Genomic DNA, 14,960 nt, shown 5'->3' with positions numbered 1-14,960 from the left:
CGCGGCCTGTCCAAGATCGACTGGCAGTTCACCCTGGCCATGGCCGCCTACAACTTGGTCCGCCTGCCAAAGCTGCTCGGCGCGGCGGAGTGACGCCCGTCGACCCCCGCACGATCCCGGGCGCCCGGAAAGCACCCCTGCCCGAGTTCGCCGCCGCCAGGCGCGGCGCTCCGTCAGCGCCGGAAAGGGCCACGATCCGGCACAGCTCGCAGGCTTTTCAGCAACCTGTTAGTCGAAGGCTGTAATGGGTTCTGTCAGCTCTCATGCCAAACCTGAGACCCGAACTGCTGGATGAGTTCAAGCTACGCGGCTTCCAGGACTGCGAGTACAGAAGTGGCGCGACGGAGGTGAAGCAGGTGGCGCCGGCTGGCGGAGATAGGTTGGTTGTGGCGGGTGCGAGGGCGGAGGTGGCTGCGAAGCTCGGCATGGCTTCGACAGAATCGCTCGGCGGAAGCGAAGCTCTTGAAGCCACGCATACATCGAATGCGGCCTTTAACGCCGCGATGATCTTGTTCCAGCTTGTTATTCTTGTAAGCGCTGGTGCGATGGACAACCCGCCGGCCGAGCGTTGATCGGATGGCTCGTGGGTAGGAGCCATGCCCGTCCGTGGTCACCTGGTCGGGGACTTGGCCGGTGGCCGACTTCGCCGAGCGGAAGAAGGCTTGGGCCGCCGCCATGTCCCGGTGCTCGCTCAGCATGTCTCCACGAGGTCACCATTACGGTCTATGGCACGATACACGTAGCACCACCGGCCTCGAACCTTGAGGTAAGTTTCATCAACGTGCCATTGGCAGCGGCGGGCACCGCCTTTGCTGTGCCGCCGCTGCCGGAGTTCGTGGGCCAGGATGGGCGCCAGCTTTGCTTCCCAGTCCCGGATGGCCTCGTAGCTGAAGACGATCCCGCGCTGGAGGAACATCTCGCCCAGATCCCGCAGGGTCAGGCGGTAGCGCAGTCGCCATAGCACCACCAGGGCGATGACGTCGCTCGGGTACTGCGCCCGGTTCAGCAGGCCGGCACTCCGCTCGTTGAACTGTTTGCCGCAATCGCGGCAGCGGAACCTGCGATAGCCCTGGGCGGTGCGGTCCGGCCGCTCGGTGACAGCGGCCGAGCCGCAGCAGATGCATTCCATTCTCAGGCCCAGGCCAGCCGTCAACAGGCCAGGAACCTACCCGCCGCTGCCCGGGCGGCCAAGCCGAGCACCTTTAGCGCGAAGCCTGACACAACCCGCCGAAGTGGGCGCTCTGTAGCAAAGCCGGATCTGGTCGAATCGGAACGTCGGCCTAAGAACGCCCGTATGGTGAAGCTAACAAGCTGGTTGGCTAATAGTCGATCTGCTACCAGTCGGCTGCAGCACATTCGTTCGGCTGGCAGCGCAGCCGTAGCTCTATGCCGTCGGGGTAACAGAAGCAGTTCCGGTTTGGTCCGCCGTCATGGGGGTTTGAGGGCAGGATCAGCGCGCGCGCGGGTTTCCGAGCGAGATCGCGATGTCAGTGAGATCGCGAAGCTCTTTCGTATCAGGTAGGCGCCTTGGCGGGACAGAGGTCGGGCTGCCCCGGTCCTCCTCGACCATCTTGGGGAACTCGCCCCATCGCGGGCGCGTCCCCCCGCCCGCAGCGTCTGAGTTTTGCGCTTCCTCGGGAGCGATCTCGCGCACCGCCTTGAGCATCTACCTGAGCCCTCCGGCCACAAACGTAGCAACGAGCCCGCCGATTGTCAGCAGCAACGCGCCAACGAGGGCTACGAAGGCCCGGTTCCTCCAGGTCTTCCTCTGCCGGTTTGCCTCCCGGTTATGGGCAGTCGCGACAATCATCTGCGCAACCAGGCTGCCGCGCACCCTGGCAAGGATGATGCTCTCCAATTCCTGTGGCGTCGCGTCCGCAAACTGCTCCCTCGTGTCCTGTGCCACCTGCCCCGCCGACCGAAGCAGTTCCGCCTCGGGCGCCACGTCCAACACGCCTCGCCGGACGAGCGCCGCGAGTAGGCAGGCTATGGAAACCACAACCAGCACCACGTCGAGGGCGAAGGCGGCAGCGATAGGCACCGCGAAGCTAGGCGCCGCCTGCCGGAGTTGCGGAGCCGCGACGGCGATGGCGGCGAAGGTCGCGCCGGTGCCCGTCGCGTAGAAAGGCAGGCTCCGGATGACCGTCTCCTCATCGTCGAGCTCCCGAAGGAATCGCTGGCGAACGTAGCCCTCCAGATACGCCTGCGTAGCGCCGGTGTCGGCCAAGTAGGCAGCCGCCTCGGGATCGGGTTCTGGGCGCACGCGCCCAGGGCTCAAGGTTTCCTCCATGCGCGACTCCCGCGAACAAAGCAGGAACATGCACAACCCCGTTCGCGCTGTCCATCGCTTCGGCGCCGTTAGAAGCCGGTTACCTCAAGCCGTCGCCGTTGCTCGGAGCGGCGCCGCGCTTCACCGTCGTTGCGACATTCCGAAACGGAATTATAGGGGACCGCAGCTTCATCAACGCCGCGCGGCTGGGTTGCGACCAGGCGGCGTGGCTTCGAAGACGTTTCAATGAACCTTGTCGGCCTAGCGAATCCTAACGGCACCCTCGTGATAGGGCACAAGTTGCCGCCACTGATCCGGGAATCACACCTATGCGCCATATGCTGCTCCCGCGGAGCGCCCTTGGCCTGGCGCTTTGCCTCCTCGGCGGGGCCGCCTGGGCGCAGAACGGGGGCAGTCGACCGGAGGTGGACTGGGTCGAACTCGCCATGGGCTTCTTGGGCGGGCTGGTGCTGTTCCTGTTCGGCGTCTCTCAGCTTGCAGAAGGCCTGCGAGAGGCAGCTGGCGAGCGGGTTAAATCGCTTCTTGGACGCGCCACCAGTGGGCCGGTGCGCGGCCTCCTGACCGGGGTCGCTGCCACTACGCTGCTCGACTCCTCCTCCGTAACCATCATCCTGCTTATCGGCTTGGTGGATGCTGGTCTGATGGGCTTTGCGCAGGCGCTGCCTGTGATCTTGGGCAGCAACATCGGCACCACCGTGTCCTCGCAGATCTTCGCCCTCGGGGTGGACGAGTACGCACCGGTGATGATGCTGGCGGGCCTGCTGCTTCGTGCCCTTTCCAGTAGGGACGACTTCAAAGCCTGGGGCACAGCGCTGCTCGGCATCGGGCTGGTCTTATTCGGCCTACACGTCTTGAGCGACGCTGTGGAGCCGCTGCGCGACCACCCGGTTGTCTTGGACTGGATAAAGGGTATGAGCACGCCGCTGCTCGGAGTGTTGGCTGGAGCGGCCTTCACGCTGCTAATCCAATCTTCTTCAGCGACCTTGGGCGTGGTGATTGTCATGGCCGGGCAAGGATTGATCGAGTTACCGACCGGCCTTGCCATCATGCTCGGCGCCGAGATCGGCACGTGCTCGGACACGCTGGTCGCCACCGTAGGTCGCTCGCGTCACGCGGTGCGAGCTGGAGTGTTCCACCTGTTGTTCAACATTGTATCCGTGGCGATCGGCGTGCTGCTGATTGACTGGCTCGCTGCCTTTGCGCGGTTCACGAGCGGCGAGGTGCCAAATCAGATCGCCAACGCTCACGTTGCTTTCAACGTCGCTGGCGCAGCGGTTTTCCTGCCGTTCAGCGCCAGGATTGCGGCGCTGCTCGCACGGGTCATCCCGGATCGGGATGAACCTGACAGCGTCGGGCAGACCAGGCCGGTGCCCCGCCCGGCAGAGTAGACGGGTCTGCCAAGCTTTCCTACCTCGGTATCCATTGGCGGTTACCGCGTTCGCGGCAGACAGCGTTGCGCTTGATGTACGGCTGACTTTGTGGGGGCAGCTAGGCACTTCTCGGTCTCGATGAAGCCAGCAAGCGATCCGCCGAAGATGGCTGCATTAAGCAACAACCTCGCCAGTCGGGGTAGCGTCCTGGCCGCCGGTGGTGGCGACCGTGGCGACGTCCTGCTCCGGATCTCCGAACTGCCGGAACACCAAAAAGCTCTGCTGAAGCTCCCAGTGTCTGAAACGGAGTTCAGGTCAATCGTCCAACTCCGGCGAAAAGGACCTCTGAGAAGCTTACACTGGCGTTGTCAGTGGGGGATTTTCTACCGCCTCCACAAGCAGCGCTGCAGGCAGGAGGGGTATGGAATCTCAGGAACGGCCAGCCGATGCGCTCGCTAGTGCCTCCTTCACCAGGTCCGCCTTGCGGTAGGCCGGATCACCCGTCACCTCGCGGCCAAGCCATTTGGGCAGGAGGAGCTCCTGGTCCTCGTCTTCGAGTTCGACCTCGGCGAGCACTAGCCCCGCTAGGATGCCCTCGTGGACGTCCACCTCCCAGATCATTCCGGCATGCGGCACTTGGAAGCGGGTTTTCTCGACGATCGGTCCGTCGGCGAGGATGCCTAACATTTCCTCGGCCTCCAGGGCAGGGATCTCATACTCGTACTCGGCGCGCCGGAGGCCCGCCCGCGGACCCTTCACGGTGAGCAGGCCGCGCTCCCCGTCGAGCCGCACGCGGACCTTGCCGCTGCCGAAGCGGGCGATCAGGCCGTCGCGCAGGCGGCTGCTGCCGATGGCCGCTGCCCGCCACTCGTCGCTCGCCACCAAGAACTTACGTTCGATCTCAAAGGCCATGACCACCGGTCCGCTTTCACAGGGGGCGGCGTAGTGCCACAAAACCCGGCCCAAGCCTAAGGGCGAGGGCACGCTGCGGTTCCGGCACCGCGCTAGCGCATCCTGGCCACTAAGACGACGCCCCACGCCGCGGCCGAGCATCACAGTTCGGCGGGATTGGTCGCCGCGGGAGGGCGTGGCGCCGGACCTCAGCGGTCGGTCATGAGGATCTCGTCGGCCATACCCACTCCGGCACCCCCTGGTTTTGCCGCAGCCGCATTCGCTGCAACGCCATCGCCACCTGCACCTCGTGACCGTTGATTGCCTCGGCTACCAGGAGTCCGGGCAGACTGGCCCGCGCCTCAGATGCGAACCTCACCGGCAGCACTTCATTCTCAGGCCGCAGATAGGCGGCCGCCCACCAGTTGGCGATCGCTGGTCCAGCCTGCTGGAGAGCTTCGGCGGACGGTAGTCGCTCGCGTTTGCTGTGCTGGTTCACCTGCCGGTGGGCAGGCATCAGGTTCCAGAGGTCGCCGCAGGGCCAGGCTGACCAAGGTAGGCAATGGTCGATGTCCAGGGTGTCCGGCACTAGGCGCTTGCCGCTCCACACGCAGCAAACTCCTATCCCGCTCTCCATGAGCGTCAGCGCTCGGGTGCGTGGCAGGGCAACGTCGCGCATAGGGTCGGACCAAGTCATCGCCGCAGCCAAAGCGCCGGGGTCAACTGCCCTGCCTTGCGTGGCAGCGTACCTCTGTATCAGGCACATCCATTCGGAGACCAGCGCCGGTTCCACCCAGACCGCAAGCGCTGCATCGCCGTCCACAGGTGACGCGGCACCCTTATGGAGCCGAAGGCGGACAGGGAGGCGCCCTCCAACACCACGGCACCTGAAGGGCGCGTCGCCCGCATGCGAACGACCTCGATGATTCGGCCGCCGCTCGGGAAGGTTAGGTAGTTCGCAGGCATGCAGCAGATGTGGTCAAGTGCCTCCCGTAGCGCATCGTGAAGAGCACGAGCGGCCGTCTTTCCGAGCGTGGCACCAACGCGGAGGTCGAGGGACGACAGGGCACCGGCTTCAAGGGCCTGCCAGCCAGGACCGGCGAAGCCGAGCCCTTCGGCACCGCGCCGGTTGCCGGGCGCCTGCGGCAGATCGGTCTTCGCAAGGGGCAGGTAGAGTCGGAGCCAGTTCAGGGCGACCAAGCCCAACGGCAGCCGGACATGCTCGTCGCCGTCCTCCTCCGCCAGCCCGGCAGAACTGTCGGCTGCGCGGCACAGCGCCCGAAGCAGGCCCAGCTTGTAGGTCGCGCTCTTGGCTTCCATGAGGATGAGGTGCCGCAAGAGCGGCAGCGCCGGTTCCGTCATCCGGCAGGCGCAAGACCACAGCCGTCCAGGAGATCTCCGGGCGCCCCTGAAGGTCCGGCGACGGCACCGCCCGGACGCCCTGCATGCCATGCGAGCGAGCCAAGGATTCGACTTCAGCAAGGCTGACTGGGTGGGTGCCGCGTCCGTCGTCACGTCCGTGGCGCAGCGTCATCACTAGCAGGCCGCCCGACCTCAAGAGACCTACCAGTTTTCGGAAGGCACGCGGCCGGTCGGCGGGGCCGACGTGCTGCCAGACCGCATTCAAGGACACCACGTCAGCCGCGATGCCGGAGCGGGACGCCGTCGTCAGGGTAGGTAGACTATCGGGAAGCCAGCGAATCCTTGGTACCTGGTGCAGCCGCTCGGCCTGAACTCGCATGCAAGCCGAAGGCTCGATGGCGATGACCTCAAAGCCTGCAGCAGCGAAGGCGCCCGCGTCGCGGCCGGTACCGGCGCCGATGTCAATGACTACGGCAGGCGGGCGAGGAAGGAGATCGGCTAGCCAATCCCGGCTGATGATTGGCGGCACCGCCTCATAAGCGCCCGCCAGCCGGGAAGCATTCGAATCGTACCAGGAGACGACGGAGGGCTGCACTTAGGGAGCATAGCAGAGGCTGGCTCGATGAAGCAGTCCGAGTGGCCGTCCTTTGACCTGACGTGGCCGAAGGTGGCCGGAAGCCGCCTGGCCGCTTTTCGGCCCCAGCTGTGAGAAAGCGGACGTCGGGCTGGCGACGGGCGCTTGAACTATGCCCCGAAGTGGGTCACGGAGCTCTACTACGATGCGCAAGTGGCGCCGGAGCTGAACGTCGTGCTCAACTACCCATTGACCGTTAACCCGCCTACAACGCTGACCGCGGGCCGGTGAACATCTTCGGGCTTCGCACCCGCATCGCGTTCTGATGCGGTCGCTCACCCGAAAGGCCGACGGCACCCTTCGAGCACCGTCGGTGACCAACCCACCAAGGAGTTGCTCTTGATCACTGCCTTTGCGGTGCAGGAGGGCGTGCTGGGCCCCCTTGCCAGCCTCAGCCCTGAAGCGTTGCCCAACGATGTCCTTTGGGTCGATCTGCACAATCCGACCCGTGACGAAGAGATTGCTGTTGAACGCCTGCTCGGCGTCGGCGTCCCCACCCGGGAGGAGATGGCCGAGATCGAGGAAAGCTCTCGCCTCTACGAGGACCGGGGCGCGATGGTGATGACGGCCGTGGTCGTGACCGGCATCGCCGAACACCGCCGTCCCAGCACCGCCGAGGTCACCTTCGTCCTCACTCCCAAAACCCTGGTGACGGTGCGCTACACCGATCCCCTACCGTTCCGCACCTTTGCCGCAAAGTGCCGCCGCGATCCCGGCGCGCACGACAGGAGCGAGTTGGTCTTCCTCTCCTTGGTCGAGAACATTGTGAACCGGCTCGCCGACATTCTGGAGGAGACCGACGCTCAGTTGGACGCTCTCTCGGAGCGGGTGTTCGAAAGTGATGGAGCCGTGGATGAGAAGGCAGGTGCGTCCAAGACGAGGTCAATCGGCCACACGAGCGGCCGCCCGGCCCGCGCCGATTTGCAGGCTGTGGTCAAAAGCCTCGGCCGGACCAACTCGCTGGTCGGCAAGCTGCGCGAGAGCCTGCTCAGCATCGGGCGCATGCTGGCCTACTTTCGTCAGGGTATGGGCGACCGTCTGAAGGATGGCGCCAGGGCGCGGTTGCGCACCCTCGACCGCGACGTGGCCTCCCTCACCGAGTACGACACCCAACTCTCCTCCGAGATCGGCTTCCTGCTTGAAGCGACCTTTGGGCTGATCGGAATTGAACAGAACAACATTATCAAGGTGTTCTCAATTGCCGCAGTGCTGTTCCTGCCACCGACCCTGGTGGGCACGGTTTACGGCATGAACTTCGAGCACATGCCAGAACTGCACTGGCTCTTCGGCTATCCCTTCGCGCTGGTGCTCATGGTTGCCTCCGCTGTCTCACCCTACTACTGGTTCAAGCAACGTGGCTGGCTCTGACCGGTGGCAACTTATTGGCCGTCTTTCTCCGGACGGGCCTCGAAATGCCGGGCGGCATCCTCGAACGGCGGACCGGCCCGGGCCACCCTCCGCCGCGGCGGAGGGGGATAGTCCGAGATCTCGCGGATCAGCTTGCGCCGTACCGCGGCGCCGAAGCTCTCGAACTCCTCCACGACGATGAGGAAGGCGCCGGGGCCGCCGATGACGCTCTCTTCGTAGTATCGGTCGAGCGGGACGGCGGGTGTGCGGCCAAAGGTCGGCCGGTCGTTCACGATCGGCAGGCCGTTGATGGTGATGCCCGCGCCCACGGCGCGGTCGCGTGCCTCCTCAGCAGGCGGCCGCTGTTGTTCACCCCGTCGCCGGAGACGTCGATGATCCGCCGGGTCGCTTCCCAGGGTGCCTCAGCCATGACACGCCGTGAAAATTCGATGCCGCCCGAGATGGAGGTCCATGAGAGCGACACGCGGGGTGCCCGCTCGAGCGCTTCTGCCCAGGCGTCGGCGTCGGCTTGGCTGCCGATGCGGGTCCACGGGATGACGAGCCGCTGGTACTCAATCCCCGCCCATTCGACGTAGGCCAGCCCAATCGCGCCCACGAGGCCACCTCGGATGGCTTCGCCCACCTTGGGGGCGGTGATGGCGGCACGGCAGCCCTGGCGCTGGAGACGTGCCTCGTCGTCGTCGATGGAGCGCGATACGTCCACCGCGAGCACCAGGAGCACGTCGACGGCCTCGGCCTGAGCCCGCGGGCGGGTTCCGGAAGCCAAGGCAGCAGCAAGTGTTGTCCCGAAAAGGATCCGGCGCAGCACTGGTCCCTCCATCGCGCGCGGCAGCGGGACAAGATGGGCCGGTCGACAGGCATCCTGACATCACGGCAGCGTGCGGGCTCGACTCTGACGCGAGAAACTCCCAGTTCGCAAATTTCACAGGCGTCGATCATGCACCCCAAAATGCAGGACTAGAGCAACTCCGGTCAGATGGAGTAACCATCGGCGCTACCGTGCCCTCCAGCCAGAGGGATGCGAGATGCGTAGCGACCGATTAAGTTCTTACCGGCGCCAAGTGTCACCATCCGCGGCTTGAGCCGGTGCGGGCGACCATGATCTACCGGCGGACATGGCTTTGGAAAGAGGATCATGCCAGCCAGTTGCAGCACCGTATTCGCCCTGTCGCGCGTCCTTCTGACCGCCTCGCTTCTAGTCCTGCTGCCCTTCGGGAAGGGTCCGCTAGCGCAAATCGAGGAGCGCGGCCCGCGCTCGGACGGTCCTATCGAATCCTCCCTGCGCAACACGCTGCCGGATGGCGGTGACCCCCTTGGCATTGTCCGGAATCTCTCCAACCGGGGAATTGAATTCCGTCTTTCCTACATCAACGATGTGCTCGGCAATGTGCAGGGCGGGCAGCGGCGCGGCTGGGTGAACCAGGGCCTCTTCGAACCCTCCCTCCAGGTCGATTTCGAGCGGCTCGCTGGCATCACCGGGTTGCACGGCTACGCGAACGGCTTCTTCATCCACAACACGGGCCGCATCCGACGCGACTATGTGGGCGGCGTGAACACCATCGCCGCCATCGAGGCGATGCCGCGCATCCGCCTCTCGGAGGCCTGGCTCGAGCAGAGCCTGTTTAAGGGCGCCGTCCGGCTGCGCGCGGGCCAGCTTGCGGCCGATGTGGAGTTCCTGTTCTCCGACCTATCGGTGATGTTCCTCCAAAGCGACTTCCCGACGATCAGCGCGCTCAACCTGCCGGGCGGCGGGCCGGCCTTTCCGCTCGCCACGCCCGGCGCGATGCTGGGGTTCCGGCCGACTCCCGGCTTCGACATGAGCGCCGCGATCTTCAATGGCGACACGGGCCCGCCCGGCCGCGACGGCGTCGATGACCAGGTGCGCAACCGCTACAACACCAATTTCCGCGTGCGTGACCCGGCGCTCCTCTTCGCCGAGGCGCGGTGGCGTTGGAACCAGGAGGCGGATGCGAACGGCCTTGCCCGCACCCTCAAGCTCGGCGGGTGGGGCCATTTGGGCCGGTTCGAGGATCTGCGCTTCGCTGCGGACGGCTCGTTGCTGGCTGACCCGGGGAGTGTCGGCACGCCGCTCCGCCGCAGGGGCACCTGGGGGTTCTATGGCATCCTCGACCAGCAGCTTTGGAGGCCCGCGGGCGGCAATGCGCTGTCGGGCGTCTCGGTCTTCGGGCGCGTCTCGGTCGCGCCTCAAGACCGCAGCACCATCGGCTTCTATGCCGATGGCGGGATCGTCTTCGCCAACCTCGTGCCGGGAAGGCCCAACGATCGCTTCGGCGCGAGCTTCATTTTCGCCGAATATTCGCAGGCGGTGCGCGATTACGACCGCGACCTCGCAAGGCTGTCACGCAGCGCGCAGTCGCGCCGCAGCTTCGAGGCGAATCTGGAGCTGACCTACCTCGCCGAGATACGCCCCGGCTTCGACCTGCAGCCGGTCGTCACGCATATCTGGCAGCCGAGCGAGAAGCCGAGCGGGCGCAATGCCCTCGTCGTCGGCCTCCGCACGCGCATCCTCTACTGACAGGCGTTGGCGCGGCATAGCACGATCGAGCATGCGAGTTCTGGTGCAAGACGCCGATGCGGCCTGCCTCCTTGAGTTCTCGAGATCAGTGAGGCTGGGCTGTGGTTCTACTAGCGGCTTGGCGGCCAAGTGATGGAGCAGGATACGTCGTGCATCCCTGCGACGAAGGGCAAGACCGCCTTGCGGGTCAATTGGGCAACCCTCTCGGCACCTCTATAGCAACAGTAAAGGACCGCTTCCCGCCCTTCTCGGCCGTATGCTGCTTGGGCGGCGATGTCCGCTTTTGGGAAGGCGACAATGCCATACGGATAGGCAAGATGGGCGCCTTCCTGTCCAAGGGTCCAGCGGCTCGGGACAGGGAGGCCGTCCCGAGCCGCTGGGGTCGGGGTCGCTGAGATCATTAAATTTCGGTTATTTCGGATAGGGTTAGGGCGTCCTCGGCATCGACGCCTAAATAGCGCACCGTGCTTTCTAGCTTGGTATGACCAAGCAGGATCTGCACGGCCCTTAGATTGCCGGTTCGCTTATAGATGAGCGCGACCTTGGTCCGGCGCAGATTGTGGGTGCCGTAGGCTGACCTGCTGAGCCCGACCGCCTCAACCCATTCACCGACGAGGCGGGCATACTGGAGGGTGCTGAGGTGCTTGCCTGTCCTTACCCGGCTCGGAAAGACGTAGTCATCGAGGGTGCCACCTCGATGGATGAGCCAGGCAAGCAAGCTGTCGCGGGTCTGCTCAGTCAACTCGAATTGGACCGGCTTTTCCGTTTTCTGCTGGCTGGTGGTCGTGCGGTGCCATTCACCACCAGCTGACCGATCTTCAGCCTGACCAAATCGCAGCCGCGGAGCTTGCTGTCGATGGCTAGGTCGAACATCGCCAAGTCACGGATCCGCTCCTCGCGCTGGAGATGGAGACGGATGGCCCAGACCTGCGTGGGCTTAAGGGGCGGCTTGGACCCAATGAGGCGTCTCTTGTTCCAAGGCACGCCAGGCCGCCTGTGTGGCAGCGGGACGGCTGACTTCTCATGTTGCACAGCTCATCTCTTAAGCTGCGGGGGTGCGGCTCGGGGCAAATGGCGCCGGAGCGAGGCAAGGATGACCGGAAGCGGGCGGACGGCACGCTGGGCTGCCACGGAGGGTGCGACCAGTGACTGACAAGATGGTGGAGGTCAGTGCGACGCCGCAGGATGCCGGTGATGGCGCGCTCGGAGCGACGGCTGCCTTCCCCTATGACCGTATGACCGTGGAGCGCTTCCGGGAGGCATTCCCGCGGGCACGATGGCGCGACGACCTGCGTGCCTGGTTCGTACCAGGCACGAGGGCGGAACGGCGCCTGAATGTTTGGATGAGCCGTGAATGGCCGGCTCTGCTGACCCATGCCGACCAGCGTGGCCGGGACGCTTCCACTTTCGAGCCGATCACGAGCCCCTACCTGGAAGTCGCCGACGAGCTCGTGGTGCGGACGCCGTATTCCCGGGCCGTCATCACCGAGCTGCGGGCGGTACCCTGGGCCCGTTGGGACCCGGCTTTGAAGGCATGGCGCGTGCCGTTCCGGTCGTTCGAGGAACTACGCCGGCGCTGGCCCGCCATTGAGGATGCCGCCTGCCGGGCCGAGCCCGAAGAGCGGCGGAAGCGCGCGGAAAGCCACAAGACCTCCCCCGAGCACGAGGACAGGCGGGCCGAGGCTGCGGAACGCCGCCGGCACAGACATCCCGTGCCGTGGGACGCGCTGCCGCCACTCGGTCGCGTGCTGATGACCCATGCGGGAAGCGTGGTGTTCGAGGCCGTCACCGGCGAACTCGTCGAGCCAGCAGTCGCCGCTCGCTTCTACCCCGGTGTCACCACCGGACCCGCAGCGCTAGTCTGGGCCGGCTTGCGCCGGCCGAGCTATGCCGAGCTGGTTCAGACCTGGCCCGCACGGAGAGCACCTGATCCGGCCGACTTGGCGCGTGGCTGGTGGCAGCCGACGATCGAGGTGCTGCGGGAGGAACGTCGCAAGGTGGGATCTCTGGAGCGTGCGCAGGCCACGCGTAGGGCCAAAGCGCGGGAGTGACTATTTTCACCGCGGCAACAGTTGTGATGGGGCATTTGCGGCCTTGTATGGCCGACATCCGACAGGCTGGTTTCAGGGTTTGGTCGGGTGGAAGCGCACATATGGCCTCAGGCTCTCGACCGCCGGAGGCGACCCTCGACGCATGAAGCGGCGCTGTGGTTTATGGGGACTGGGGTAGGCGAGAGAGCATGTTCTTGAATTGTTCTGTCACTGCGTGCCAACCTCCCGGCCATGCAGGACGCCAGCCCGATTCCCTCACCGCTCGTCGTGCCCCTACGGCTCGATACGGCCGCTGCTGCTGGTGCCGCTAGGCAGGCAGCGGCAACAGCAGCCCAGAGCGGCCTAGGCGGCGCCACGGAGGCGCTTGCACTGCTTTTAGGTCTGTATCCGGCACTGCACCTGACGATGCTACGGGAGGCGGTGGAGGAGATCATCTCGTCGCCTACGGAGGGGCGGTGATATGGCCCGGACCAATCGCCGCATCCTGTCCTCTGTCACGGATCATGGTCGGGATGGGCGCCGGCTGTCATTGGTGCCGGTGCCGGTCGGTGAGACCTTCTACCTCGACATCTACGGTTGTGGCTTGTCGTCCTGCGACAATCAGGGTGAGCGATTACCGGATATCGCTGCGGCTCGCTTACAGGCACTGTTGACGGCTACCAACCTGCTACGAGTCTGCCTTCATCCCCAGGGGCTCGGACAGAGCGTAACGGTAGTGGTCCGGGATGAGGGTGGTGAACGGTACCGAGTGACAATTTTTGCGGGATAACAGCCGGTGGGGCGACTGCTGTCGACCCAGAGCGGAATCTCTCAACGTCCGACTGAACGGCCAAGCTTGGCCGAAAGCGGCCTGTCCGCTTCGCGCGCGTCATGGCGTCGAAGCGGACACTGCCCTTCAAGCCGCAACGACCCATACCGGACTTTCGTGATAGCGACCCAGATAACCGAGTGTGGACGATAGCAGACTGGCCGCTTTGGGTCGCGCGGAATACCAAAGCGGACCCAAGCTGCGCGTGCCTCCATGCCAATTCTTGACCGGAAGCGACCCGATTGGTGATCGAATGTGTCCCATTCTATCTGGGCGGCTGACACAAGATTGCCGAGGGTAATGAGACCTGTGCGCGGGTGCGCGGAAAGGGCGCAGATCTATGCGGTGTGGGCCTCGGGGCGTCTCGGGCACCCTGATGCGCGTCGGTTATGGCCTACCTCGGTAGGCTGGGGGCGACGCGGACAAACTCGTCCCATGTCAAGCTGCCGCAGCGTGCAGCAGGGTAACGGTGCACCGGAGATTGTAGGCTATGGCAGCAAGCCGCACCTGCAGACCTGCCTTGGCAAGGCCAAGCCAGCGCATCCGCCGTAGGCCATAGCTGCGCTTCCAGGTACCGAACACCTTCTCGATGCGGCAGCGGACCCGCCGGACCGCCGCGTTGTTCGCTTCGAGCCGTGCGAGCGCGTCCGGGCCGCGGCCCCAGGTGCCGGTCCACACCGTGCGCGGCCGGCCGCCGTGGCTGATGATCAGCCGCTCCGCCGGCCCGCCGGTGAAGGCGCTGTCGCCATAGACGTTGCCCGGCTCCGGTGGCAGCACCGCCGCCAACTCGGCTGCGTCGTGCACGTTGGCCGTCGTGACCTCGACACCACGCACCAAGCCGGCACAATCGTCGGTCGCCACGTGCGCCTTGTAGCCGTGCACCGGCTTGCGCCGGCGGTGCCCGGCCCACTTGGCTTCGCCGTCCTGCCTGATGCTGGCGGACGGAATGAGCGTCGCGTCCACCAGAGTGCCGGTGCGCACCATCACACCCTTGGCCTCGAGCTGGCCGGTGACGGCTTGGAATAGCACTCGATCCAGCCCACGCTGAGCCAACTCGCGCTGGAAGCGGACAAAGGAGGTGCGCTCGGGCGTCGGCTCGTGGGCGGCGAAGCCGCAGAAGCGGCGGAAACTGGCGCGGTCGTCCAGTGCCTCGGCGAGCCTCACGTCCGACAGGTCGTGCCAGGTGGCCAGCAGCAGGGCTCGGAACAGGGCCAATGGCGGCCAACCCGCCTCGCCCTTCGTCGCCGCTGAGATGCCAGCCAAGGTACGATCGATCTCAGGCCAGTCGATGAGTCCCGCTAACTCCATCAGCGATGCGCCAGAGTGCGGCTCCGGCCGCGTGATGAAGTCTTCCTGACCGATCCGACGCCGCGCCATGCTGACCTCCGTCGCCTGCAGGACAAGCGAATCAGCCAGAGCGTAGCGCGTCCACACACATCCGCACACAGCTCTCATAAGACCTCTGAACGGACGCCACCGAAGCTGGTACTTGGGTCCGCTTTTCTCATCCTGCCTTCTCAGTGTCTGTCCGGGAACAGTTTGAGTGATTTGAATCGGTTGTGATTGGCTCCCAGCGGCGATTGCCGGAAGAAGAGTGTGCATGTGGACGTCCGAGAACCGGTCGAAATACGACCGCAGCAAGCTGCGCTA

At 65.2% G+C, this 14,960-nt stretch carries 13 protein-coding genes and 2 pseudogenes; 5 read left to right on the top strand and 10 right to left on the bottom strand.

Annotation, left to right across the window (positions count from 1 at the left end):
- Positions 1–302: 302 nt before the first annotated feature.
- The 3 genes from JMJ56_RS35810 to JMJ56_RS30545 form a co-directional block, all read right to left on the bottom strand.
- A complete protein-coding gene (locus JMJ56_RS35810; protein ID WP_407927974.1) occupies positions 303–677 on the bottom strand; it encodes a DDE-type integrase/transposase/recombinase in 375 nt (124 codons plus the stop codon).
- Positions 678–691: 14 nt separating this feature from the next.
- Positions 692–1,153 (bottom strand): DDE-type integrase/transposase/recombinase, encoded by a 462-nt coding sequence (locus JMJ56_RS30550; RefSeq protein WP_202835529.1) that lies wholly within the window; start codon positions 1,151–1,153, stop codon positions 692–694.
- A 513-nt stretch (positions 1,154–1,666) separates the two neighbouring features.
- On the bottom strand, positions 1,667–2,290 hold the full coding sequence (locus JMJ56_RS30545; RefSeq protein WP_202835528.1) for a hypothetical protein: 624 nt from the start codon (positions 2,288–2,290) through the stop codon (positions 1,667–1,669).
- Positions 2,291–2,694: 404 nt separating this feature from the next.
- Between JMJ56_RS30545 and JMJ56_RS30540 the strand changes: the two genes are divergently transcribed.
- Complete coding sequence (locus JMJ56_RS30540; protein WP_202835527.1) at positions 2,695–3,678, top strand: Na/Pi cotransporter family protein; 984 nt, start codon at positions 2,695–2,697, stop codon at positions 3,676–3,678.
- A gap of 411 nt (positions 3,679–4,089) precedes the next feature.
- Here JMJ56_RS30540 and JMJ56_RS30535 read toward each other — a convergent pair whose 3' ends face one another.
- From JMJ56_RS30535 to JMJ56_RS35805, 4 genes and pseudogenes are all read right to left on the bottom strand, one after another.
- Positions 4,090–4,572 (bottom strand): CYTH domain-containing protein, encoded by a 483-nt coding sequence (locus tag JMJ56_RS30535; RefSeq protein WP_202835526.1) that lies wholly within the window; start codon positions 4,570–4,572, stop codon positions 4,090–4,092.
- Positions 4,573–4,771: 199 nt separating this feature from the next.
- Positions 4,772–5,161 (bottom strand): HNH endonuclease domain-containing protein, encoded by a 390-nt coding sequence (locus JMJ56_RS30530; RefSeq protein WP_202835525.1) that lies wholly within the window; start codon positions 5,159–5,161, stop codon positions 4,772–4,774.
- A gap of 146 nt (positions 5,162–5,307) precedes the next feature.
- Positions 5,308–5,913, bottom strand: a complete 606-nt coding sequence (locus JMJ56_RS34475; protein ID WP_236038914.1) for a hypothetical protein — start codon at positions 5,911–5,913, stop codon at positions 5,308–5,310.
- Positions 5,914–6,085: 172 nt separating this feature from the next.
- Positions 6,086–6,442: pseudogene (locus JMJ56_RS35805) on the bottom strand (class I SAM-dependent methyltransferase); the annotation flags it as partial.
- Positions 6,443–6,886: 444 nt separating this feature from the next.
- Between JMJ56_RS35805 and JMJ56_RS30520 the strand changes: the two are divergent.
- Positions 6,887–7,915, top strand: a complete 1,029-nt coding sequence (locus tag JMJ56_RS30520; RefSeq protein ID WP_202835523.1) for a magnesium transporter CorA family protein — start codon at positions 6,887–6,889, stop codon at positions 7,913–7,915.
- A gap of 11 nt (positions 7,916–7,926) precedes the next feature.
- Here the strand turns inward: JMJ56_RS30520 and JMJ56_RS30515 are convergent.
- Positions 7,927–8,735 (bottom strand): annotated as a pseudogene (locus JMJ56_RS30515) (DUF1194 domain-containing protein).
- Positions 8,736–9,050: 315 nt separating this feature from the next.
- Here JMJ56_RS30515 and JMJ56_RS30510 point away from each other — a divergent pair.
- Positions 9,051–10,451, top strand: a complete 1,401-nt coding sequence (locus JMJ56_RS30510) for a carbohydrate porin (protein WP_202835522.1) — start codon at positions 9,051–9,053, stop codon at positions 10,449–10,451.
- Positions 10,452–10,851: 400 nt separating this feature from the next.
- Here JMJ56_RS30510 and JMJ56_RS36285 read toward each other — a convergent pair whose 3' ends face one another.
- Positions 10,852–11,193: a tyrosine-type recombinase/integrase gene (locus JMJ56_RS36285; RefSeq protein WP_236038912.1), complete on the bottom strand. Its 342-nt coding sequence runs from the start codon at positions 11,191–11,193 to the stop codon at positions 10,852–10,854.
- A gap of 403 nt (positions 11,194–11,596) precedes the next feature.
- Here JMJ56_RS36285 and JMJ56_RS30500 point away from each other — a divergent pair, with 403 nt between their 5' ends.
- Positions 11,597–12,502: a hypothetical protein gene (locus tag JMJ56_RS30500; RefSeq protein WP_202835521.1), complete on the top strand. Its 906-nt coding sequence runs from the start codon at positions 11,597–11,599 to the stop codon at positions 12,500–12,502.
- A gap of 460 nt (positions 12,503–12,962) precedes the next feature.
- A complete protein-coding gene (locus tag JMJ56_RS35800; protein WP_407927973.1) occupies positions 12,963–13,271 on the top strand; it encodes a DUF6894 family protein in 309 nt (102 codons plus the stop codon).
- Positions 13,272–13,748: 477 nt separating this feature from the next.
- On the opposite strand, the gene JMJ56_RS30495 is transcribed toward JMJ56_RS35800, so the two are convergent.
- Positions 13,749–14,687, bottom strand: a complete 939-nt coding sequence (locus JMJ56_RS30495; protein ID WP_202835520.1) for an IS5 family transposase — start codon at positions 14,685–14,687, stop codon at positions 13,749–13,751.
- Between the last annotated feature and the right edge of the window lie 273 nt (positions 14,688–14,960).

Source organism: Belnapia arida, from assembly GCF_016773205.1.
Classification (GTDB): Bacteria; Pseudomonadota; Alphaproteobacteria; order Acetobacterales; family Acetobacteraceae; genus Belnapia; species Belnapia arida.
The sequence above is the reverse complement of the archived record's forward strand: the minus strand, read 5'-3'. Positions and strand labels throughout refer to the sequence as shown.